We start from the raw sequence: 22,303 nt of genomic DNA, 5'->3' as shown, positions 1-22,303 counted from the left end.
GCAAAACACGTTCCAGGCACTTCCAATGACAGTCGCGTGATAAGAAATGGTTAACCAGAGGTAGCGGCATGGCCGAACAATTGAACGATCGTGAGAGTTCCGGCCTGGCCGACAAGCTCATGCAATATCTGCCGGCGCGCTTCCGCCCCGGCACGGCCGTTGTGCCGGTGGTGAGGCTTTCCGGTGTGATCGGCGCGGTGACGCCGCTGCGCCCGGGCATGACGCTCGCGACGGTTGCGCGGGTGCTGGAGCGGGCGTTTTCGATGCGCAATGCCAAGGCGGTAGCGCTGGTGATCAATTCGCCCGGCGGCTCGCCGGTGCAGTCGCGCCAGATCTATCTGCGCATCAAGCAGCTCGCGGCGGAGAAGAAGCTGCCGGTGCTGGTGTTCGTCGAGGACGTCGCGGCGTCCGGCGGCTACATGATCGCCTGCGCGGGCGACGAGATCATCTGCGATCCGTCCTCGATCCTCGGCTCGATCGGCGTGGTCGGCGGCAGCTTTGGTTTCCAGGAGGCGATCAAGCGGCTCGGCATCGAGCGGCGCCTCTACACGGCCGGCACGCACAAGGCGATGCTCGACCCCTTCCTGCCCGAAAATCCGGACGACGTCGCCAAGCTGAAGGCGATCCAGCGCGAGATCCACCAGATCTTCATTTCGCTGGTGAAGGAGAGCCGCGGCGCGCGGTTGAAGGGCGACGACGACACCCTGTTCACGGGCGAGTACTGGGCCGGCGAGAGTTCGGTCGCGTTGGGGCTCGCCGACAGCATCGGCGATCTCCGCTCAACTCTTCGTGCCCGTTTTGGCGAGAAGGTTCTCACCCCCGTGATTGCCCAGCCGACCGGTCTGCTCTCCGGGCTTTTGGGCCGGAAATCGCCCGGCGCGGGGCAGCTTTCGGCCATGGAATCAATGGCTGGGCTGCCGGACGATCTGATCTCTGCGGTCGAGACGCGCGCGATTTGGGCGAAATTCGGGTTCTAGGCGGGACCCGCCCGCGCCATTTGGTCCCTCGCCGAGCCAATTGCGGCGCGGCCCGGTCTGCGCAAGAATGCGCGTGGGGCTGAGCATTGTGAACAAGGAACGACCGATGCCGTTCGTCGCATTCGCAGGCGTCCTGGGTGGGCTTGCCGCGGTCCGCTGGGCGTACAAGACCGCCCTCCGGATCAACCATGAGCTGGAGGAGATGCGCCTCTCACGCGTCGCCGAGGCCGCCCATAGGGGGGACATCCAGACGCTGAAGCGTGACCCCGCGACCGGAGCTTACCGACCGGGTTAGCCGCCCCACGGAAGGTGTGCTCCCTCTCCCGCTTGCGGGGGAGGGCTGGGGAGAGGTCTCTCCTCTAGCGGGAAATGCCCAAGAGGACAGAACCCTCCTCTCCCGCAAGCGGGAGAGGTAAGAAGCAGCCCCTTTGCCTTGATTCCCACCCCCGCCGTCGATACGGTCCCGCGCGATTCAAAACCCCCGCGAGAGCCCGATCTGACGATGGACGCCTCATTGCCCGCCCATATGCGCCCTGAACGCTCGTTCCAGGGTTTTATCCTCGCGCTGCAGCGGTTCTGGGCCGAGCAGGGCTGCGTGATTTTGCAGCCCTACGACATGGAGATGGGCGCGGGTACCTTCCATCCGGCGACCACGCTGCGCGCGCTCGGGCCAAAGCCCTGGAATGCCGCCTATGTGCAGCCCTCGCGCCGACCCAAGGACGGTCGCTACGGCGAGAATCCGAACCGGATGCAGCACTACTACCAGTTCCAGGTGATCATGAAGCCGTCGCCGCCGAACCTTCAGGATCTGTACCTGAAGTCGCTCGCCGCGATCGGCATCGATTCCGCCGTGCACGACATCCGCTTCGTCGAGGACGATTGGGAGAGCCCGACGCTGGGCGCCTGGGGCCTGGGGTGGGAATGCTGGTGCGACGGCATGGAAGTCAGCCAGTTCACCTATTTCCAGCAGGTCGCGGGCGTCGAATGCGCGCCGGTCGCGGGTGAGCTCACTTATGGCCTCGAACGCCTGGCGATGTATGTGCAGGGCGTCGACCGCGTCTACGACCTCAATTTCAACGGCCGCGACGGTGACGCCAAGGTCACCTATGGCGACGTCTTCCTGCAGGCCGAGCGGGAATATTCGAAGCACAATTTCGAGATTGCCGACACCACGATGCTGTTCGAGCAATTCAAGATGGCGGAAGCAGCCTGCCGAAAATATCTCGACGCGGGCTGGAAGGATAGCAAGCGCGAGGCGCATCTGATGGCGCTGCCGGCTTACGACCAGTGCATCAAGGCGAGTCACGTGTTCAACCTGCTCGATGCGCGTGGCGTGATCTCGGTGACCGAGCGGCAGAGCTACATTCTTCGCGTGCGCGAATTGGCAAAGGCTTGCGGCGAGGCCTGGATACACACCGAAGCCGGTGGAGCGGCCTGATGCCTGATTTGTTGCTTGAACTGTTCTCGGAAGAAATCCCCGCGCGGATGCAGGCCAAGGCGGCCGACGATTTGCGCCGCATGGTCACCGACAAGCTCGTCGCCGAAGGCCTCGTCTACGAGGGTGCCAAGGCGTTCTCGACGCCGCGTCGCCTGGCGCTGACCGTGCACGGAATCCCTGCGCGCCAGCCCGACCTCAAGACCGAACGCCGCGGACCGAAAATGGGCGCGCCCGATGCGGCCGTGCAGGGTTTTCTGAAAGCGACAGGTTTGACGTCGCTCGACGAAGCCAAGATCCAGCGCGACCCGAAGGGCGACTTCTACATCGCGCTGATCGAGAAGCCCGGCCGCGACGCGATCGATGTGCTCGCGGAAATCCTCCCCGTCATCATCCGCACCTTCCCCTGGCCGAAATCGATGCGGTGGGGCGCGCGCTCCGGCAAGCCGGGCTCGCTGAGCTGGGTGCGTCCGCTTCATGCAATCACGGCGACGTTCGGACCTGAGACCGAAGAGCCTGATATCGTGAAATTCTCGGTCGACGGCATCGAGACCGGGCAGACCACCTACGGCCATCGCTTCATGGCGCCGGCGCCGATCTCGGTGCGCCGCTTCGAGGACTATGAGGCGAAGCTGAAGGCTGCAAAAGTCATTCTTGATCCGCAGGCGCGCAAGGACATCATCTTTGCCGACGCCAAGGAACTGACCTTCGCGCAAGGCTTTGAGCTGGTCGAGGATCAGGTGCTGCTGGACGAGGTCTCCGGCCTCGTCGAATGGCCTGTTGTCATGATGGGTTCGTTCGAGCCGGAATATCTTTCGATTCCGGAAGAGGTGATCCGCGCCACCATCCGCAACAACCAGAAGTGCTTTGTCGTCAGGGATGCCAAGACGGGCAAATTGACCAACAAGTTCGTCCTCACCGCCAATATCGAGGCGACCGACGGCGGCAAGACCATCGTCGCCGGCAACGAGCGCGTGATCCGCCCGCGTCTGTCGGATGCTAAGTTTTTCTACGAGGCGGACCTGAAGACCAGGCTCGAAGATCGGCTGCCGAAGTTCGAGCAGATCGTGTTCCACGAGAAGCTCGGCACCCAGGCCGCGCGCATCAAGCGCATCGAGCGCCTCGCCGCCGAGATCGCGCCGATGGTCGGCGCCGACGTCGCCAAGGCAACCCGCGCTGCGCACCTGGCGAAGGCGGATTTGCTGACCGAGGTTGTCGGCGAATTCCCCGAGGTGCAGGGCCTGATGGGCAAGTACTACGCGCTGGCGCAAGGCGAGGATGCTTCCGTGGCTGCCGCTTGCGAGGAGCACTACAAGCCCCAGGGGCCGGCCGATCGCGTGCCGACCGATCCGGTTAGCGTTGCGGTCGCGCTCGCTGACAAGATCGACACGTTGGTCGGCTTTTGGGCGATCGACGAGAAGCCGACGGGCAGCAAGGATCCGTATGCGCTTCGTCGGGCGGCGCTGGGTGTGATCAGGCTGCTTGTTGAGAACGGTGTCCGGCTAAATCTCACCAAGCTCTTTGACCGGCATTACGATACGGTACTTGAATCCATCGCGGAGCGTTTGCGCAGTGCAGGGCGGACGTTTGGCGTAGGAATGGGATCTCTTGATCTCCTTTCCTTCTTCGCCGACCGGCTGAAAGTCCAGCTCCGCGAGCAGGGCGCACGGCACGATCTCGTCGATGCCGTGTTCGCGCTCGGTGGCCAGGACGATCTCTTGATGATCGTCCGCCGGGTCGAGGCGCTCGGCAAATTCCTCGAGACCGACGACGGCAAGAACCTGCTTGCGGGCATCAAGCGTGCCAGCAACATCCTTGGCATCGAGGAGAAGAAGGACAAGCGCAGCTTCGATGGCGCCCCCGATGCCGCGCTCTATGGCCTCGATGAGGAAAAGGCGCTGGCCAAGGCCATCGGCGAGGTGAAGGCGGAAGCAAGCGCTGCCGTCGCCAAGGAGGACTTTGCCGCCGCGATGAGCGCGATGGCAAAACTGCGTCCGCCGGTCGATGCGTTTTTCGACAAGGTGCGCGTCAACGATGACGATGCGAAGGTGCGCGAGAATCGTTTGAAGCTGCTCAACGAGATCCGCAGCGCCACGCGTGCGGTGGCGGATTTCTCGAAGATCCAGGACTAGGTTCTCGTGCCCCGGACGCGGCGCAGCGCCCTCTTGGCGGTGCGCTGCAGAGCCGGGGCCCATGCCGCATGCACAAAAGATTCTGGGTCCCGGCTCAGCGTCGCACCGCTACGCGCTGCGTCGCGTCCGGGACACGAGAGCACGCACACACGAAACACAAAAAAACCCCGCCCGGCGGGGGGAGGACCGGGCGGGGCCTGATGTCCGATTTAGCGCTGCTCGCGCCAGCCTGATTGAAGTGGCGCGACGGACATCGAGTTGAACGCTAGTCCATCACCTCAACGATGCGCCGCGAGCGCGGCTCGACCAGCACGGTCTCGCCGTTCACGACGGTGTAGCGATAGGTGGTGGCGCCGAAACGTTGCGGCACGTCATAATAGGTGACGCCGCTTTCGGGTAAGGTGGCGCCGACCACCACGCGATCCGGAATGCGGAAGGCCGGCACCCGTTGTTCGACGACATAGTCGCGGAAGGCCGGGCGCTGTTCGACCGCTATCGTCGGGCCGCTGTCGACCACGACGGGCGCGCGTCCTACCGTGATTCCGGTTTGCGCCTGCGCCGCGACGGGCGAGCCGATCGCGGCCGCGAGCGCTGCAAGAGCAAGCATCCTGTTCCGCATGAAAAACTCCTTCGATACGTTTTTCGGGAAGCGCCACTGGCGCGACCGGTTGCCAATGCATGCGTCTTCGCGATGTTCCGGAAAATGCCCCGCCGCATTCGCGGCATTTTCAGGCAGTTTTCGCGGATGGGGAACTCGCGCGTCCCCAGCGCGTCTCTACCCGCGGAACCCGGTCCGCTATGATCGGCCAGCGATTCGCCTCACCACACGGAAAGACCATTCATGCACATCACCGTCGCCCACATTTCACCGATCCTGTCGCTGCTTGCGGGCGTGCTGATTTTGATCATGCCGCGCCTCCTGAATCTGATCGTCGCGATCTTTCTCATCGTAAATGGTGCGATCGGGCTCGGATTGTTGAAGTGGCTCCATCTCTAGGCCTTGATTCTCCGGAACTCTTCGACTTGCGCGGGCCCGCCCAAAGTGGTGTAAGCGCGCAATTTCCTTCCCTCTCGCAGGTTGTGTGCAAGCTATGGCCAAAGCCGCCTCGAAGCCCAATAAGATGCCAGCGAAAATGCCAGCGAAATCAAAGTCCTCCGCCAAGGCGAAAGCCGCGCCGGCGGCTCGCAAGGCGCTTGCCAAGAGCGCGCCGAAGCCGGTCGCCAAGGCTGCTGTCGCCAAGGCTCCTGTCAAGGCTCCTGCCAAGCCGGCTGCGAAGCCCGCAGCCAAGCCGGCCGCCAAGGCCGCTGCAAAGGCTGTGACCAGACCGGTTGCGCCGAAGAAGGCGGTCCCTGCCAAGCCTGCGCCTGTCGCGGCCAAGGCCGGCAAGTGGGTCTATACGTTCGGTGACGGCAAGGCCGAGGGCAAGGCGGAGATGCGCGACCTGCTCGGCGGCAAGGGCGCCAACCTCGCCGAGATGGCCAATCTCGGCCTTCCCGTGCCTCCGGGCTTCACCATCCCGACTTCGGTCTGCACGTATTTCTATGCACACGACAAGTCCTATCCGAAGGAATTGCAGTCGCAGGTTGAGAAGTCGCTCGACTATGTCGGCAAGTTGACGGGCAAGATCTTCGGCGATGGCAAGAATCCGCTCCTCGTCTCGGTGCGTTCGGGCGGACGCGCCTCGATGCCGGGCATGATGGACACCGTGCTCAATCTCGGCCTCAACGACGAGACCGTGGAAGCGCTGTCGGAACTGTCGGGCGACCGCCGCTTCGCCTATGACAGCTATCGCCGTTTCATCACCATGTATTCCGACGTGGTGCTCGGCTTCGAGCATCATCATTTCGAGGAAATCCTCGACACCTTCAAGGATGTCCAGGGCTACGCACTCGACACCGACCTCACCGCCGACGACTGGGTCCAGCTGGTCGGCAAGTACAAGGACGCGGTCGCGCGCGAAACCGGCAGGGATTTTCCGCAGGATCCGCACGACCAGCTCTGGGGTGCGATTGGCGCGGTGTTTTCATCCTGGATGAACGCGCGCGCGGTGACCTACCGCAGACTGCACGACATTCCGGAATCCTGGGGCACCGCGGTCAACGTGCAGGCCATGGTGTTCGGCAACATGGGCGAGACCTCCGCGACCGGCGTTGCCTTCACCCGCAACCCCTCGACCGGCGAGAGCAAGCTCTACGGCGAGTTCCTGATCAACGCGCAGGGCGAGGACGTGGTGGCGGGCATCCGCACGCCGCAGGACATCACCGAGGAAGCGCGCAAGGAGTCCGGCTCCGACAAGGCGTCGATGGAATCGGCGATGCCGGAGGCCTTCAAGGAGCTGACGCGGATCTATACGCTGCTCGAGAAGCACTACCGCGACATGCAGGACATGGAGTTCACCGTCGAGCAGGGCAAGCTGTGGATGCTCCAGACCCGTGGCGGCAAGCGCACCGCGAAAGCTGCGCTGCGCATCGCGGTCGAGCTCGCCAATGAAGGCCTGATCACCAAGAAGGAAGCGGTGACGCGGATTGATCCCGCCTCGCTCGACCAGCTGCTGCATCCGACCATCGATCCCAACGCCAAGCGCGACGTGATCGCGACCGGCCTGCCGGCCTCGCCAGGAGCTGCCTCGGGCGAGATCGTGTTCTCCTCGGACGAAGCGGCCAAGCTTCAGTCCGACGGGCGCAAGGTGATTCTGGTCCGGATCGAGACCAGCCCCGAAGACATCCACGGCATGCACGCCGCCGAAGGCATCCTGACCACCCGCGGCGGCATGACCTCGCACGCTGCGGTGGTCGCGCGCGGCATGGGCAAGCCCTGCGTCTCCGGCTGCGGCACCGTCCGCGTCGATTACGGCCGCGGCACCATGAGCATCGGCTCGCGCACCTACAAGACCGGCGACGTCATCACCATCGACGGATCGCTCGGCCAGGTGCTCGCCGGCCGCATGCCGATGATCGAGCCGGAGCTGTCCGGTGAGTTCGGTACGCTGATGCAATGGGCCGACCAGGTCCGCAAGATCGGCGTGCGCGTCAACGCGGACACGCCGGAAGATGCCCACACCGCGATCAAGTTCGGTGCGGAAGGCATCGGCCTGTGCCGTACCGAGCACATGTTCTTCGAGGAGACGCGCATCCGCACGGTGCGCGAGATGATCCTCTCCGAGGACGAACAGTCGCGCCGTGCCGCGCTGGCAAAGCTGCTGCCGATGCAGCGTGCCGATTTCGTCGAGCTGTTCGAGATCATGAAGGGCCTGCCCGTCACGATCCGCCTGCTCGATCCGCCGCTGCACGAGTTCCTGCCGCACACCCATGCCGAGGTCGAGGAAGTGGCGCGCGCCATGAACACCGATCCGCGGCGCCTGGCCGACCGTGCGCGCGAGCTCTCAGAGTTCAACCCGATGCTCGGCTTCCGCGGCTGCCGCATCGCAATCGCCTATCCGGAGATCGCCGAGATGCAGGCGCGTGCGATCTTCGAAGCCGCGGTCGAGGCCGAGAAGCGCACCGGCAAGGCCGTCGGCCTCGAGGTGATGGTGCCGCTGATCGCCACCAAGATGGAACTCGACCTCGTCAAGGCGCGCATCGACGCCACCGCGAAGGCGGTAATGCGCGACACCAACACCAAGCTCGCCTATCAGGTCGGCACCATGATCGAGCTGCCGCGTGCCTGCCTGCTCGCGGCCGAGATCGCGCAGTCGGCCGAGTTCTTCTCGTTCGGCACCAACGATCTCACGCAGACGACCTACGGCATCAGCCGCGACGACGCGGCGAGCTTCCTCGGTCCCTACGTGACGAAGGGCATCCTCGCGGTCGATCCCTTTGTCTCGCTCGACCAGGAGGGCGTCGGCGAGCTCGTCAAGATCGGCGTCGCACGCGGTCGCAAGACGCGCCCCTCGCTCAAGATGGGCATCTGCGGCGAGCACGGCGGCGATCCGGCGTCGGTCGCCTTCTGCCACACGATCGGCCTCGACTACGTCTCCTGCTCACCCTACCGCGTGCCGATCGCGCGGCTGGCAGCGGCGCAAGCCGCTCTCGGCAAGGCGGTCGCGAGCCAGGCGTAAGCGGAATTGAAATGTTGATGCGAAAGAGGCGGGCAGATCCCGCCTCTTTTCATTTGAGGCGACGCTCTTTCCACTCTCTCACTGTCGTCGCCCGCGAAAGCGGGCGATCCAGTATTCCACCAGCGCCGGCGGTTGAGCCGAGAGGCCGCAGCGTACTGGATGCCCGCCCTCGCGGGCATGACATCGGTGGTGGGGACGCACGGCGCGCAACCAACGGAACCGCACGCGTCCCGTAATGATACGTGCGCGCAAGAGTTCCTTCACCATTCGCATTGACCGGTTGTTTACCGCTTCACGAGAGGCGGCGTTTACCAATGCGCATCATCACCCCGTGAAAACACCTGCGATCGCTTGCGTGTGCCGCATGCGCAACGCCGATTAACGCCCCGGCAACCTAAATTGGATACTCACGATAAAGATCGAATTGTACGGATGTACTGCGGTTCGATTTTCTAGCGTAAGCCTAGCGTGAGCGTATCGATGTTTTTGTTGCGTAACCATCCGAAGGGCGCGCGGTTCGCGTCCTTCGGCATCGGTCTCTGCATCTTCGCATTGATGCCGAGAGAGACCGGCTATCAGGACATTGCCTCGCTGCTGGCGCGCCAACCCGGCGTCGCAGAGCGTTGGCAGAAGCAGGTGTTCTCTGCTGCGTCCTCGATCCAGCTCGCCACCTACAGTTTTTCCCGCCCCATGGGCACCTCAATTCCGCAGAGCGCGATGGTGCGCCTGGCAAGCCTCGATGGCCGCGACGTCACCGGTGCGATCAGCCGCAATCCGGCACTGCAGGCGCCGCCGCGCTACCAGGCCGCCGATTTTCCCAAGGTCGATCGCTCCATGAAGGGTGATCGCCTTGCAATGATCTCACCGACGCAGGCTCCCGAGGCGGGCGCGCCGACGGCAGCGCCCGCGCAGGAAGATCCCGCGACGTCGAACAGCTCGGTGTTCGGCGCCAAGACCGTCGCGCTGCCGCGGGCGTTGCCACAGGCGATGTCGCCGGAGTCCGCAGCCGCGCTCGATCCCGAGCTCGCGGAAGCGCTGCGTGCGCCGCCGCTGCCGCAATATACCAATACGCCACAAGCCAGTGATGCTGCGCGCTCGCTCGCGCTCCAGCCGCTCGAAGCGTTGAAGCAGGCCACCCTTCCGGCTGCCCCGCCGCGCGACCCGTTCCGCGTCAAGACCTCGAACCTGTTCTTCGGCAGTTCCTCGCTCGGCGGCAATATCGAGAGCATGGAGAGCTGGCAACCCGGTGCCGAGCCGCTGATCGTGATGCCCGATCCCGACATGAAGGTGACGGCCTCGCTGTCGCCGCCGACGGTGGATATTGCGAAGGATATCGACAGCGGCGAGAGCGTCGCACCGAAGGGCGAGGTCAACGCCGACAACCAGCGCGCCAGATCGCCGGCGGAGCGGCTCGCACTCGACGACAAGTCGCGCGCGAAGTCTGAAAAGTGCCTCGCGGAGGCCGTCTATTTCGAGTCCCGTGGCGAGGCCGTGCGCGGCCAGATGGCGGTTGCGCAGGTCGTGATGAACCGCGTGTTCTCCGGCAAATATCCCGATACCGTGTGCGGCGCGGTCTATCAGAACAAGCATCGCCATCTCGCCTGCCAGTTCACCTTCGCCTGCGACAACAATGCCGACGTGATCCGCGAGCCCGAGATGTGGGAGCGCGCGAAGAAGATTTCGAAGGCCATGCTCGACGGCCAGATCTGGCTGCCCGAAGTGGGCAAGTCCACGCACTACCACGCCTATTGGGTGCGCCCGTCCTGGGTCGCCGAGATGAAGAAGATGTACAAGACCGGCGTGCACACCTTCTATCGCCCGCGCGCCTGGGGCGACGGCGCCGAGGAGCCGAGCTGGGGCACGCCGGCGCAGACCGCGGCGCTTTCTGCCGAGCTTGCGCAGGAAGCCAAGAGCTCCGCTGAGATGGGCGCGACCGAGCGGCGCTAGTCTTCCTTTACCTCGCCCCGCTTGCGGGGAGAGGTCGGATTGCATCGGAGATGCAGTCCGGGTGAGGGGGTACAGGTCTCACGATCATCTCAAGTGCGGAGAGAGGCCCCTCACCCCAACCCTCTCCCCGTAAGAACGGGGAGAGGGAGTAGATCGCCTCACGCCTCGATATCCAGCGCGCAGTCGAAATTCGGCGCCGAATGCGTCAGCGCGCCTGCCGACGCGTAGTTGACACCGGTCGCTGCAATGGCCGCGATCGAGTCCGGCGTGACGCCGCCGGAGGCCTCCAGCTCGAGGCGGCCCTCGTTGAGTCTTACGGCTTCGCGCAGCGTCGCAATGTCCATGTTGTCGAGCAGCACGGCATCGGCAAGGCCGGTGTCGAGCACCTCGTGCAACTGCGGGAGCGTGTCGACCTCGATCTCGATCTTCACGAGATGGCCGGCATGCGCGCGGGCGCGCTCCAGCACGGGGCGGATGCCGCCGGCGACCGCGATGTGGTTGTCCTTGATCAGGATCGCGTCGTCGAGACCGAAGCGGTGGTTGAAGCCGCCGCCGCAGCGCACCGCGTATTTCTCCAGCGCGCGGAGCCCCGGTGTGGTTTTGCGCGTGCAGCAGATGCGCATTTTTGTACCTTCAGTCCGCGCGACGTAGTCGGTCGTGAGTGTCGCCACGCCTGACAGGCGGCCGACGAAATTGAGCGCAGTCCGCTCCGCGGTGAGAATGGCGCGCGCAGGGCCCGAGATCGTCAGCACCTGCTGCCCGCGGGCGACGCGCGCGGCGTCGCGGACATGCGCGCGCACCTCGATGTCGGGTGAGAGCTTTTGCAAGGTTGCCAGCGCCAGCGGCAAGCCGGCGATCACGCCGGACTGCCGTGCGACCAGGATCGCCTGCGCCGTGGTTGCTTCGGGAATCGTCGCCAGCGAGGTGATGTCGCCGGCGCGGCCGAGGTCCTCGTCGAGCGCGCGGTGCACGGCCTCGTCGATCGCAAGCGGTGAGAGGAAGGCGTCGGGATAGAGCAGTGAGGTCGGGATGATCATGGAAGACTCCGTCAGGCGATCATGGGTTGCGCGGTGCGCGGCAGAGGGCGGTCGCTTAGACTCTCCGCGACCTCGCGTGCCGCCGTGAGCATGGTCATGGTGCGTTGCGCGAGCGCGGGAACGTCCGCGGTATGGTCGGAGCGGAAATGCGCGCCGCGGCTCTCGCGCCGGTTCCAGGCCGAGGCCGCCACGAGCAGGGCTGATGTCGCGATGTTGCGGACTGCGATGCTCGTGGCCTCGCGTTCGAGCGCGGCAAAGCTGCGAACCGCTTCCGCAAGCCCGTCACCATCGCGGATCACGCCGACATGCGCGCCCATCGTCGTCCGCAGCCGTTTCACGGCTGCTGCATCGGGTGCGCCGGCGCGCGATGTCACCAGCGCATCGGGGAGCCGGGCGGGTGAGGGGATGGTGCGGCCGGCAATGTCGTCGGCGATGCGCGCGGCGTAGACCACGGCCTCCAGCAGCGAATTCGAGGCGAGGCGATTGGCGCCATGCGCGCCGGTGGACGACACTTCGCCGCCCGCCCAGAGCCCGTCGATCGAGCTGCGGCCGCGCGCGTCCACCGCGATGCCGCCCATGTGATAGTGCGCGGCCGGCGCGATCGGGATGGCCTGCGTTGCGGGATCGATGCCGGCGGCGATGCAGCTGGCGTGCACGGTCGGGAATTTGGCGGCGAAGCGCGTGCCCAGCGCCTGCCGCGCGTCGAGGAAGGCGCCACGCCCGGCCGCGATCTCGGCGAACACGCCGCGGGCCACGATGTCGCGCGGCGCGAGCTCCGCGAGCGGATGGCGCGCCGCCATGAAACGCTCGCCATGGCGGTTGATCAGCGTCGCGCCTTCGCCGCGCAGCGCTTCTGTGGCGAGCGGTGCGGGATCGCGGCCTACCATGATGGCGGTCGGGTGAAACTGCACGAACTCGGGATCTGCAATCAGCGCGCCCGCGCGTGCGGCGATCGCAAGGCCGGAGCCGCTGGCCTCGGGCGGGTTGGTGGTAACGGAATAGAGATGGCCGATGCCGCCAGTGGCGAGAACGACCGCACGCGACGCGAGCAGGACCGGCCGTGCTGCCGAATTGCCGGCCTGACGCAATTGAAGGCCGGTGACGGCGCCGTCCTCGGTGAGCAGCGCTTCGGCGACGAAACCTTCGATCAATCGGATCGACGGCGTGCGCCGCACGGCATCGCTCAGCGCCGCGATGATGGCGGCTCCTGCGCCATCGCCCTGCACATGCACGATGCGCCGCGCCGAGTGGGCGGCTTCGCGTCCCACGGCGAGCCGGCCTTCGAGATCGCGGTCGAACGGCACGCCATAGGCGAGAAGGTCGTGGATCCGCGGCGCTGCCTCGCGCGCGATACCCAGCGCGACCGTTTCGTCGACGATGCCGCCGCCGACCGCAATCGTATCCGCGGCGTGCGCTTCGGGCGTATCGCCGTCGGCGACCGCTGCGGCGATGCCGCCTTGTGCCCATGCGGACGATGCGCCTTGTCCAAGCGGCGCCGCCGAGATCAGCCTCACGGGCCGCGGCGCGAGTTTCAGCGCGCAGAACAATCCGGCGAGGCCGCCGCCGACGATGACGACATCGTCGGAGGGAGCGAGGGTGTTGATGTTGTTGGTCATGGCTTTCTCCTCATCGTCGTCCCGGCGAAGGCCGGGACCCATACGCCGCTGCGGAAGTTGTCGTGGGAAGCTGTTCAACGTCGTTGTTTGCGGCCCCATGTTCCCGTGGCTATCGGTCCCGGCCTTCGCCGGGACGACGGGGGCGTTGCGGTGTTTCTCTCTCAGTTCTTCAGATTGATCATCCGCTCGACCGAACGCCGCGCGCGCGGCGCTAGCGCGGGATCGATCGTGACTTCCTCGCGAAGCGTCAGCAGGCTCTCCAGGATGTTGGCGAGCGTGATGCGCTTCATGTGTGGGCAGATATTGCAGGGCCGCAGAATCTCGACGTCGGGCAGCTCGGCGCGCACATTGTCGGCCATCGAGCATTCCGTGATCATGACGAGCCGCCGCGGCCGCTTCGCGCGCACCCAGTTGATCATGTGCGCCGTCGAGCCGGTAAAATCCGCTTCCCCCAGTACGTCCGGGGGGCATTCCGGATGGGCGATGATCTGCACGGAGGGATCGGCCTCGCGGTAAGCGCGCAGCTCAGCGCCGGTGAAGCGCTCGTGCACTTCGCACGCGCCCTTCCAGGCGACGATCTTCACGTCGGTCTTCGAAGCGACATAAGTCGCGAGATAGCGATCGGGCAGGAAGATCACGGTTGGCGCATTCAGGCTCTCGACCACCTGCACCGCGTTCGACGAGGTGCAGCAGATGTCGACCTCGGCTTTCACTTCAGCCGACGTGTTGACGTAAGCGACGACGGGCACGCCGGGAAACTTTTCGCGAAGCAGCCGCACATCCGCGCCGGTGATGCTGGCCGCGAGCGAGCAGCCGGCGCGCGTATCGGGAATCAACACCGTCTTGTCCGGATTGAGCAGTTTTGACGTCTCCGCCATGAAGTGCACGCCGCACTGGACGATGATGTCGGCCTTCACCTTGGTGGCTTCGACCGCGAGCTGGAGCGAGTCACCGCCGATGTCGGCGACGCAGTGGAAGATCTCGGGCGACTGGTAATTGTGCGCCAGGATCACCGCGCCCCGCGCGCGCTTCAGCTCGTTGATCGCCTTGATCGTCGGCGCCATCAGCGGCCACTCGATGGGCGGGATGACATGTTTCACGCGGTCATAGAGCGGCGCGGTGGCGCGCTCGACCTCCGGCGTCCATTCCAGCGAAGGCATCGGCAGCGGAGGTCCGGTTCGCGCCGGCGCGACGCGGATGGGGACAGGTTTGCCCTGCGGCCGGTTGGCGAAATCGTCGGGACCGTAAATTCCAGTGATCGGCATCAGAACCTCCCGTGCATGTCTTAATATGCTCAATATGAGTATATTAGGCGCCTGAGAAATCCGGCCGAGGGGCCGGGCTGGGGTCTTTCATCAGAACATATTATACTCAATCTGAGTAAATCAAAGATAACACGGCGGTGGCAAGGCCGCCAGGTCCTGCCGCACACATTCTCGTTAAAGCGCGACCTCATCTCGTCCGAGAGGTCTCGGGGAAACGCAATGCTCCCACCGCAGCCCTTCGCGAAACGCAATCATTTTTGACTTGGGACTTTCATGCATCTGCATTAAATGCCTCCCTTGGCAAGCTGCCTGATCCCGGATCCGCCAACGACAGATGAGGAACACCATGTCGACGCAAGTGGGCGAGCCCGGTCCGGTCTCGCGTTCCTCCAGCTGGCGGACGCCGGCCGTCATCATTCTCTGTGGTTGCGCGATCGGCATGCTCGGCTTCGGCCCGCGCTCGGCACTGGGCTTCTTCGTGCAGCCGATGAGCCATGAATATGCCTGGGGCCGCGACGTGTTCGGCCTCGCCATCGCCTTTCAGAATTTGTTGTGGGGACTGGGCCAGCCCATCGCGGGCGCGGTCGCCGATCGCTTCGGCCTGTTCCGGGTAATGTGCGTCGGCGCTCTGCTCTATGCCGGCGGCCTGCTCTTGATGCGCTACTCCTCGACGCCGCTGTCGCTGAACTTGGGTGCGGGCGTCATGGTCGGCTTCGGCCTGGCCGGATGCTCGTTCAACCTGGTGCTGTCGGCTTTCACCAAGCTGCTGCCGGCCGAGAAGCGCGGCCTCGCGCTCGGTGCCGGCACCGCGGCGGGCTCGTTCGGCCAGTTCCTGTTCGCGCCGATCGGCGTGGCCCTGATCGACAATTTCGGCTGGCAGCAGGCCCTCACCGTGTTCGGCTTCCTGATGCTGCTGATCATCCCGCTGGCGCTCGCGCTCTCGACGCCGCCGGTCGACAGCTCCGCAAGCAAGGCGCCTGCGGATCAGCAGAGCTTCACCAAGGCGCTCGCCGAGGCCTTCGGCCATCGCTCCTATGTGCTGCTGGTGCTCGGCTTCTTCACCTGCGGTTTCCAGCTCGCCTTCATCACCGTGCATCTGCCGGCCTTCCTGGTCGATAGCGGCATCTCCACGCAAACCGGCGGCTGGGTGATCGCGGCGATCGGCCTGTTCAACATCATGGGATCGCTGAGCGTCGGCTATCTCCAGAACTCGCTGCCCAAGCGCTACATCCTCTCGGCCATCTATTTCACTCGCGCGCTCGCGACACTTGCCTTCATCTCGTTCCCGATCACGCCGTTCTCGGCGATCGCGTTCGGCGCGGTCTCCGGCCTGACCTGGCTGTCGACGGTGCCGCCGACCTCGGCGCTGGTCGCACTGATGTTCGGCACGCGCTGGTTTGCCACGCTTTATGGCTTTGCCTTCGTCAGCCATCAGGTCGGCGGCTTCCTCGGCGTCTGGCTCGGCGGCATCGTGTTCGAGCGGTTCGGTTCCTACACGCCGATCTGGTGGCTCTCGATCCTGTTTGGCGTGCTCTCCGCGCTGATCAATCTTCCGATCGTGGAGAAACCTGTCGTCCGAGCGGTTGCGCAGCCTGCCTGATCGGCTAAACATCCCTGAAACAAGTCAGGGAGTTTTGCTGTGGCCAGTTTCAAGGCGATCCGGATCGACAAGGCGGACAAGGGCACCACCGCCGCGCTCACGCAGTTCGACGAGGCCGAGCTGATGGAGGGCGACGTCACCGTTCGCGTCGAATGGTCGACGCTGAACTACAAGGATGGTCTCGCGCTCACCGGCAAGGCGCCGGTGGTGCGCCGCTTCCCGATGATCGCCGGCATCGATTTCGCCGGCACGGTCGAAGCGTCCTCGCATCCGCAGTGGAAGGCAGGCGACAAGGTCGTCTGCACCGGCTGGGGCATGGGCGAGACCCATCTCGGCGCCTATGCCGAGAAGGCGCGGGTGAAGGGCGATTGGCTGGTCGCCTTGCCGCAGGGCCTGTCGGCACGCGACGCCATGGCGATCGGCACCGCCGGCTTCACCGCAATGCTGTCCGTGCTGGCGCTGGAGAAGCACGGTCTGTCGCCGAAGAGCGGTCCGGTCGTGGTGACGGGCGCGGCCGGCGGCGTCGGCTCGGTCGCGACCGCCGTGCTCTCGAAGCTCGGCTATCACGTCATCGCGTCCACCGGCCGTGCCTCGGAAGCGGATTATCTGCAAGAGATCGGCGCGACGGAGGTCATAGACCGCAACGAATTGTCGGGGGCCGCCAAGCCCATTGCCAAGGAGCGCTGGGCGGGGGGCGTCGACAGCGTCGGCTCGACCACGCTCGCAAATCTCCTGTCGATGACGAAATATGGCGGTGCGATTGCGGCCTGCGGTCTGGCTGCCGGCATGGACCTGCCGTCTTCTGTCGCACCCTTCATTTTGCGCGGGGTGTGCCTTCTCGGCATCGATTCCGTGATGTGCCCGATCGAGCCTCGGAAAGCCGCCTGGCAACGCCTGGCGTCCGATCTGGATCGGACAAAACTATCTGAAATTACTCAAGAAATTCCGCTTTCCGAAGTTTCGGAGTGGGGTGCGAAAATCCTGGCCGGCCAGGTCCGCGGCCGCATCGTGGTAAAAATTGTCTAACGGCGTTCAGACTTTACCAACCAAGCTGCTTCAATGTCGCCTTGGTTGTTATGGTAAGCAGCGGGTAAAGAGATAAGGCATAGCCCGCTGCGGGGTTGGTTCGGAGTTGAGCATGCTTGCGCGTCTTGTGTTGGGGGCTGTCACGGCGGCAGTAACGTTTGCGCCGGCCATCGCTGGAGGCATGAACGCCGACGAGGCGCGCCGCTTCGTGGCCGGCAAGGTGTTTGCTTTCACCTGTTTTGACGGCACCCGCGGCGCAGGCCGCATCCTGGACGATCTCGGCGCCGCCGGCGCCGTGCAGTTCTCGGGCGCAGGCCCGGTGAAACATCTCCGCCTGCCCGGCAATACGCTCCAGATCCGCGGCCAGAACGTCTGCGCCTCGATCAAGGGCATTCCGTTCGAGCCCTGTTTCAACCTTGAAAAGACCGACGATCGCAGCTTCCGCGGCTCGGTGTCGGGGATGGGCTTCGCTTATTGCGACTTTCACCACCAGGGCGGCAACCAGATGCTGATGGCGCGCGCCGTCGCGCGGCCGCGCTCGCTGCGTTCATCGGAGCACACCGGGTCGGTCGGTGCGTCCAACACCGAAGTCGCCGCGCGTGTCGAGACCCCGCGCGTCGAGAGCAGCCGGCTCGAGCCGGTCAAGCCGGAAGCCAGATCCGAAGTTAAGTCCGAACCTGCCAGGAACGACGCCCCGCTGGAGCTTCGCCGCTCGACCCAGTGAGTTGGCTGCGCGGGCCAGTCCGCCCACCTTTGTCGTTGAAGACTTCCATCGAACACGAAGCCGCCGCGCCGTAGTCATACGGACGGCGGCTTTCATGCGTTGGTAGCTGTTAGCGCCCCATTTTGCGTACGGCCGGGGGGTGCGGCCCGATAAAAGGGTTCAACGATGTCGCTGTACTTCTTCCGTATCAGCACGGGCCGCTATTCCGGCGCTGCCGACCAGCCGTACGAGTTTGAGGATCGCGCCGCCGCCTGGACCGAGATGACCGAGGTCTGCGCCAATTTGCTCGGCGGCATCTCGCGCAGCCTGAAGCAGAACGCCGAGTGGCGCATGGAGCTGCTCGACGAGAACAAGAAGCCGGTCTTCCGTATCAGTCTCGTCGGCGAGAGCCATCCGCTTCCCAACCGAATCGACTGATCTTGCGGCACCGAGCGCGCCGCATGACAATCCCATCACTGCGTGTGATTAACTTGTTAAGCGCGCGCACCGTGCTGGATTTCAAGGGGTTCGCGCGCCGATCCAGTATTCCCACGGGAGTCGTCGTTAACCAGATTAGAACGGCGACCGCTTATTTTTTGGGCAAGGGCGATCAACGCCAGGGCGGCCGACAATGATTTGGCTGCGCATTTCCCTGGAGGAAACACGCCCATGTCGAGCCTTGTTCAGAATTTGCGGATCGGTACCAAGCTGGCGATTGCGTCGGCTTTCGGCATCCTTCTGGTCCTTTCCATGATCGCGAGCCAGTTCGTCGGCAACGGCAATGTGCGTCATTCCAGCGAGGCCGCGCTCGTCCAGCAGGAGCTGGCACGGGATGCGGTTGAGGCCAAGCTCTTGCTGCGCGGCCTGCAGCTCAGCGTCCGGGATATCCGTCTCGCCAACAATCCAGCCGATCTGCAAAAGGCGAGCGACACTGTTGTCGAGCGATCAAGATCGCTGGGCAACATGGCGGACGGCATGCTCAAACTGTCCCACTCTGCCGAGAACCGCGCCCGCATGGAAAAGCTCAAGAGCCTCTCCGCGGATTATTTGAAGGGCGGGCAGCAGATCGCGTCTTTCCGGGGCGAGGCTATCGCTGCGACCAACGCAGACGCCGGTCGCGTCGCCAAGCTCACCGAAGAGGGGGCACGCATCGCGCGCGAAGTCACACTACCGACGGCGACCGAAATGGACGCTCTCGCGGGCCAGATCGCCGAGTTCGCCAAACACAGGAGTGAAGAGGAGGTCGCCCGCTCTCGGCAGGAGATGGCGTCGAGCGAGCAGATCGGGATGGTTGTCGGCGCATTCGCCGTGCTGGTTCTGATCGGTTCGTGGCTGATGTCCTTCCTGACCATTGCGCGGCCGATCCGCGCGCTCACCGTCGCCATGGACAAGCTTGCCGGCGGCGATTTCTCCGTGGTGCTGCCCGGGCTCGGCCGCAAGGACGAGGTCGGCGGCGTCGCCGCGGCCGTCGAGAAATTCAAGATCGTATCTGAGCAAAAGGCGCGCGAAGAGGCCGAGGCCAAGATCAGGCATGACCAGGCCGCAGCCGCGCAACGCAAAGCGGATATGCACAAGCTTGCAAACGGGTTCGAGGCCGCCGTTGGCGAGATCGTCGATACCGTCTCCTCCGCTGCGACGGAGCTCGAGGCTTCGGCGTCAACGCTGACCTCGACGGCGGAGCGTGCACAGGAACTGACGACGATGGTGGCTGCGGCCTCCGAGGAGGCCTCGACCAACGTGCAGTCGGTGGCCTCTGCGACCGAAGAGCTGTCGTCCTCGATCACCGAGATCAGCCGTCAGGTGCAGGAATCGGCGCGGGTCGCGAGCGAGGCGGTCAGCCAGGCGCGCACCACGACCGACCGTGTCGGCGAGTTGTCCAAGGCGGCGGCTCGGATCGGCGACGTGGTCGAGTTGATCAACACCATCGCCGGCCAGACCAATCTGCTGGCGCTCAATGCCACCATCGAGGCGGCACGTGCCGGCGAGGCCGGCCGCGGCTTTGCCGTGGTCGCTTCCGAGGTCAAGGCGCTGGCCGAGCAGACCGCGAAGGCGACGGGCGAAATCGGCCAGCAGATTTCCGGCATCCAGGCGGCGACGCAAGACTCGGTCAGCGCCATCAGCGCCATCAGCAACACCATCGAGAAGCTGTCCGAGATCTCGTCGACGATCGCGGCGGCTGTCGAGGAGCAGGGCGCGGCGACGCAGGAAATCTCCCGCAACGTGCAGCAGGCGGCGGAAGGCACTCATCAGGTGTCGTCCAACATCACCGACGTGCAGCGCGGTGCGGGCGAGACCGGATCGGCGTCCTCGCAGGTGCTGGCGGCGGCGCAATCGCTGTCCGGCGACAGCAACCGCCTGAAGCTCGAAGTCGGCAAATTCCTCGACACCGTGCGCGCCGCCTAAGAACCTTGTCCGAGGCAGTTCGCCAGACGTACTGCCTCGTCACAGGAAGCTTGCGCCGCTATCGTCAGCTAAGACCTAGCGCAAGCCTTTCAGAGAGTGCGGCTGCATAGGCGCGCAGCAGCGACCTGCGGCTGAAATTTACAACTTTCTCGCGAAATTTTCCCTTGTGTTTCAACCATTTGGCCTAAAATCTCAGTATTTCTCCGAAGGCGTTTGTTAACCAGAATGCGAAACCAGGGCGCTAGCTTCTCTGGCAAGGGCGAGCAACGTCCAAGTAGCCAGCAAGGACTTGGCTGCGTGTTTCGTTGGGGGAACGTACTATGTTGGGCCCTGCTCATAGTCAGCAGATCCGAACCGAAGGCGCCGGCGCGTGGAGCCGGCTTGGAAATGTTCGGATCGGCACGATGTTGCCAATCATCATCGCTGCACTGGTCATGCTGGGATTAGCCTCGGCGGGATTCATTGCCTACGAGGCCATCGCCAAGAGACGAGAGTCCGAAGCATTCCTGAAGGTCAATGGAGTCGCTCGTCTGCTGCTGCGCAGCGCAGGACATTGGGCAATTGAACGCGGGTTGACCAACGCCGTGTTGAAGTCTCCCGATGTCGTCAGCTCCGAGCGCCGTGCCGAAATCGGAAAGGCGCGCGCGACGGCCGACGAGGCCTTTCGCGCAGCGGTCCTCGATATCAACGCAGTTCCCGAAATGGCGGTAGGGCAAAAGCAGATTGCGGACGCTGCGTCGAAATTCGAAGCGTTGCGCCATTTGCGTGAGAAGGTCGACGCGAGCCTTTCGCGCCCGCGCGCCGAACGCGAGCCTGACCTCGTAGATGGCTTCGTTCCGACCATTACAGACGTAATCGACGTCGCGAGCAACCGGTTGCGGTTGACACTAGAAACGCTCACCAGTCCACCTGTGGCAAGGCTGGCTCAACTCATCGGCCTCCGACATCTGACTGCTCAGATGGCCGAGAATGCCGGAAGAGAGCGCGCCCTGTTGGCCGGGGCCGTCGGTGCGCGCGCGAAGCTTGGCCCGGAGGGCTTTGAGCGTCTTTCCGCGCTCCGCGCGAAGGTCGAACTCGCATGGGACACGGTGTTGCCGGTGCGGCTGCGCTCGGATCTTCCCGTGCAGGTAGGTGAGGCCATGAGCGAGGTCGAGCAGAGGTATTTCGGAGTCTACGGCGAAACGCGGCTGATTGCGCTCGCCGGGGGCGAAGGCGGCGACTACAGGATCACGGGACCCGAGTACTTCGCGCGGGCGACCGCCGGGATCAATGCGGTGCTGAAGCTTGGAGAGGCTATCGGCGCCGCCGCTGACCGCGAAGCCACGATGCAGGCAGAATTCGGCACTCGCAATTTCGCTTTCACGGTCGTGTTGCTCTGTGCCTCCACAATGCTCGCCGGCTTCAGCTTCTGGATCACCTTTTGGCGGATTCTCAAACCGCTTTCAGCCATTTCGGTTGCGATGGGCGGACTCGCCAGCGGCGACTTCACGACGGACGTACCCGGCATCAGCCGAGGTGACGAGGTGGGCGAGATGGCGCGTACCGTTGAAGTGTTCAAGCAGAACGGTCTCGAAGTCGAACGCATGCGCAGCGACCACGTAGCAGCCGAGAAGCGTGCAGCCGAGCAGCGAAAGGCCGAGATGCGAAGACTGGCCGACGGTTTCGAATCCGCGATTGGCGAGATCGTCGATACCGTCTCCTCCGCTGCGACGGAACTCGAGGCTTCGGCGTCAACGCTGACCTCGACGGCGGAGCGTGCACAGGAACTGACGACGATGGTGGCTGCGGCCTCCGAGGAGGCCTCGACCAACGTGCAGTCGGTGGCCTCTGCGACCGAAGAGCTGTCGTCCTCGATCACCGAGATCAGCCGTCAGGTGCAGGAATCGGCGCGGGTCGCGAGCGAGGCGGTCAGCCAGGCGCGCACCACGACCGACCGTGTCGGCGAGTTGTCCAAGGCGGCGGCTCGGATCGGCGACGTGGTCGAGTTGATCAACACCATCGCCGGCCAGACCAATCTGCTGGCGCTCAATGCCACCATCGAGGCGGCACGTGCCGGCGAGGCCGGCCGCGGCTTTGCCGTGGTCGCTTCCGAGGTCAAGGCGCT

At 64.6% G+C, this 22,303-nt stretch carries 17 protein-coding genes; 13 read left to right on the top strand and 4 right to left on the bottom strand.

Going from position 1 to position 22,303, the window contains the following annotated elements; translation table 11 throughout:
• The first annotated feature begins 68 nt into the window (after window positions 1-68).
• From IVB31_RS15850 to glyS, 4 genes are all read left to right on the top strand, one after another.
• Window positions 69-977 carry a S49 family peptidase gene (locus tag IVB31_RS15850; RefSeq protein ID WP_247323803.1) on the top strand — a complete coding sequence of 303 codons (909 nt, stop codon included), beginning with the start codon at window positions 69-71 and terminating at the stop codon, window positions 975-977.
• 106 nt (window positions 978-1,083) lie between these two features.
• Entirely contained in the window at window positions 1,084-1,272 is a 189-nt protein-coding gene (locus IVB31_RS15845; protein ID WP_247323801.1) for a hypothetical protein, read from the top strand.
• A 207-nt stretch (window positions 1,273-1,479) separates the two neighbouring features.
• A complete protein-coding gene (locus IVB31_RS15840) occupies window positions 1,480-2,415 on the top strand; it encodes a glycine--tRNA ligase subunit alpha (RefSeq protein ID WP_247323799.1) in 936 nt (311 codons plus the stop codon).
• The gene (gene glyS / locus IVB31_RS15835; RefSeq protein ID WP_247323794.1) at window positions 2,415-4,544 is read left to right on the top strand and encodes a glycine--tRNA ligase subunit beta; all 2,130 of its coding nucleotides are present in this window, start codon (window positions 2,415-2,417) and stop codon (window positions 4,542-4,544) included. The genes IVB31_RS15840 and glyS overlap by 1 nt, the downstream gene beginning before the upstream one ends.
• A gap of 265 nt (window positions 4,545-4,809) precedes the next feature.
• Here glyS and IVB31_RS15830 read toward each other — a convergent pair whose 3' ends face one another.
• Window positions 4,810-5,163 carry a DUF1236 domain-containing protein gene (locus IVB31_RS15830; RefSeq protein WP_247323792.1) on the bottom strand — a complete coding sequence of 118 codons (354 nt, stop codon included), beginning with the start codon at window positions 5,161-5,163 and terminating at the stop codon, window positions 4,810-4,812.
• A gap of 222 nt (window positions 5,164-5,385) precedes the next feature.
• On the opposite strand from IVB31_RS15830, the gene IVB31_RS15825 reads away from it, so the two are divergent.
• The 3 genes from IVB31_RS15825 to IVB31_RS15815 all read left to right on the top strand — a co-directional run bounded on the left by IVB31_RS15825 (window position 5,386) and on the right by IVB31_RS15815 (window position 10,549).
• Entirely contained in the window at window positions 5,386-5,541 is a 156-nt protein-coding gene (locus tag IVB31_RS15825; protein ID WP_007607177.1) for a DUF3096 domain-containing protein, read from the top strand.
• A 94-nt stretch (window positions 5,542-5,635) separates the two neighbouring features.
• Entirely contained in the window at window positions 5,636-8,602 is a 2,967-nt protein-coding gene (gene ppdK, locus IVB31_RS15820) for a pyruvate, phosphate dikinase (protein ID WP_247323790.1), read from the top strand.
• Between the two features lie 480 nt (window positions 8,603-9,082).
• On the top strand, window positions 9,083-10,549 hold the full coding sequence (locus IVB31_RS15815; protein WP_247323787.1) for a cell wall hydrolase: 1,467 nt from the start codon (window positions 9,083-9,085) through the stop codon (window positions 10,547-10,549).
• 158 nt (window positions 10,550-10,707) lie between these two features.
• Here IVB31_RS15815 and nadC read toward each other — a convergent pair whose 3' ends face one another.
• From nadC to nadA, 3 genes are all read right to left on the bottom strand, one after another.
• Window positions 10,708-11,586 carry a carboxylating nicotinate-nucleotide diphosphorylase gene (nadC, locus tag IVB31_RS15810; protein ID WP_247323783.1) on the bottom strand — a complete coding sequence of 293 codons (879 nt, stop codon included), beginning with the start codon at window positions 11,584-11,586 and terminating at the stop codon, window positions 10,708-10,710.
• An 11-nt stretch (window positions 11,587-11,597) separates the two neighbouring features.
• On the bottom strand, window positions 11,598-13,202 hold the full coding sequence (locus IVB31_RS15805; protein WP_247323779.1) for an L-aspartate oxidase: 1,605 nt from the start codon (window positions 13,200-13,202) through the stop codon (window positions 11,598-11,600).
• Between the two features lie 161 nt (window positions 13,203-13,363).
• On the bottom strand, window positions 13,364-14,467 hold the full coding sequence (nadA, locus tag IVB31_RS15800) for a quinolinate synthase NadA (protein WP_247323774.1): 1,104 nt from the start codon (window positions 14,465-14,467) through the stop codon (window positions 13,364-13,366).
• A gap of 346 nt (window positions 14,468-14,813) precedes the next feature.
• Between nadA and IVB31_RS15795 the strand changes: the two genes are divergently transcribed.
• The 6 genes from IVB31_RS15795 to IVB31_RS15770 all read left to right on the top strand — a co-directional run.
• On the top strand, window positions 14,814-16,067 hold the full coding sequence (locus tag IVB31_RS15795; protein ID WP_247323771.1) for an MFS transporter: 1,254 nt from the start codon (window positions 14,814-14,816) through the stop codon (window positions 16,065-16,067).
• Between the two features lie 39 nt (window positions 16,068-16,106).
• The gene (locus IVB31_RS15790) at window positions 16,107-17,093 is read left to right on the top strand and encodes an acryloyl-CoA reductase (protein ID WP_247323766.1); all 987 of its coding nucleotides are present in this window, start codon (window positions 16,107-16,109) and stop codon (window positions 17,091-17,093) included.
• A gap of 112 nt (window positions 17,094-17,205) precedes the next feature.
• On the top strand, window positions 17,206-17,817 hold the full coding sequence (locus tag IVB31_RS15785) for a hypothetical protein (protein WP_247323761.1): 612 nt from the start codon (window positions 17,206-17,208) through the stop codon (window positions 17,815-17,817).
• A gap of 165 nt (window positions 17,818-17,982) precedes the next feature.
• On the top strand, window positions 17,983-18,234 hold the full coding sequence (locus IVB31_RS15780) for a hypothetical protein (RefSeq protein ID WP_247323757.1): 252 nt from the start codon (window positions 17,983-17,985) through the stop codon (window positions 18,232-18,234).
• A 231-nt stretch (window positions 18,235-18,465) separates the two neighbouring features.
• The gene (locus IVB31_RS15775; RefSeq protein ID WP_247323755.1) at window positions 18,466-20,199 is read left to right on the top strand and encodes a HAMP domain-containing methyl-accepting chemotaxis protein; all 1,734 of its coding nucleotides are present in this window, start codon (window positions 18,466-18,468) and stop codon (window positions 20,197-20,199) included.
• 404 nt (window positions 20,200-20,603) lie between these two features.
• Window positions 20,604-22,303 (top strand): methyl-accepting chemotaxis protein (locus IVB31_RS15770; protein WP_247323750.1); only part of this gene is annotated, 1,700 nt, incomplete at its 3' end.

Source organism: Bradyrhizobium sp. 21 (assembly GCF_023073335.1).
Taxonomy (GTDB): domain Bacteria; phylum Pseudomonadota; class Alphaproteobacteria; order Rhizobiales; family Xanthobacteraceae; genus Bradyrhizobium.
This window is presented reverse-complemented; position numbering and strand designations above follow the sequence as displayed.

Excerpts from the sequence above, each read along its gene's own strand:
- nadC (WP_247323783.1), bottom strand. The coding sequence starts at position 11,586 with ATGATCATCCCGACCTCACTGCTCTATCCCGACGCCTTCCTCTCACCG.
- IVB31_RS15795 (WP_247323771.1), top strand. The coding sequence starts at position 14,814 with ATGTCGACGCAAGTGGGCGAGCCCGGTCCGGTCTCGCGTTCCTCCAGC.
- IVB31_RS15785 (WP_247323761.1), top strand. The coding sequence starts at position 17,206 with ATGCTTGCGCGTCTTGTGTTGGGGGCTGTCACGGCGGCAGTAACGTTT.
- IVB31_RS15845 (WP_247323801.1), top strand. The coding sequence starts at position 1,084 with ATGCCGTTCGTCGCATTCGCAGGCGTCCTGGGTGGGCTTGCCGCGGTC.
- ppdK (WP_247323790.1), top strand. The coding sequence starts at position 5,636 with ATGGCCAAAGCCGCCTCGAAGCCCAATAAGATGCCAGCGAAAATGCCA.
- IVB31_RS15775 (WP_247323755.1), top strand. The coding sequence starts at position 18,466 with ATGTCGAGCCTTGTTCAGAATTTGCGGATCGGTACCAAGCTGGCGATT.
- IVB31_RS15780 (WP_247323757.1), top strand. The coding sequence starts at position 17,983 with ATGTCGCTGTACTTCTTCCGTATCAGCACGGGCCGCTATTCCGGCGCT.
- IVB31_RS15805 (WP_247323779.1), bottom strand. The coding sequence starts at position 13,202 with ATGACCAACAACATCAACACCCTCGCTCCCTCCGACGATGTCGTCATC.
- glyS (WP_247323794.1), top strand. The coding sequence starts at position 2,415 with ATGCCTGATTTGTTGCTTGAACTGTTCTCGGAAGAAATCCCCGCGCGG.
- IVB31_RS15825 (WP_007607177.1), top strand. The coding sequence starts at position 5,386 with ATGCACATCACCGTCGCCCACATTTCACCGATCCTGTCGCTGCTTGCG.
- IVB31_RS15830 (WP_247323792.1), bottom strand. The coding sequence starts at position 5,163 with ATGCGGAACAGGATGCTTGCTCTTGCAGCGCTCGCGGCCGCGATCGGC.
- IVB31_RS15850 (WP_247323803.1), top strand. The coding sequence starts at position 69 with ATGGCCGAACAATTGAACGATCGTGAGAGTTCCGGCCTGGCCGACAAG.
- nadA (WP_247323774.1), bottom strand. The coding sequence starts at position 14,467 with ATGCCGATCACTGGAATTTACGGTCCCGACGATTTCGCCAACCGGCCG.
- IVB31_RS15840 (WP_247323799.1), top strand. The coding sequence starts at position 1,480 with ATGGACGCCTCATTGCCCGCCCATATGCGCCCTGAACGCTCGTTCCAG.
- IVB31_RS15815 (WP_247323787.1), top strand. The coding sequence starts at position 9,083 with ATGTTTTTGTTGCGTAACCATCCGAAGGGCGCGCGGTTCGCGTCCTTC.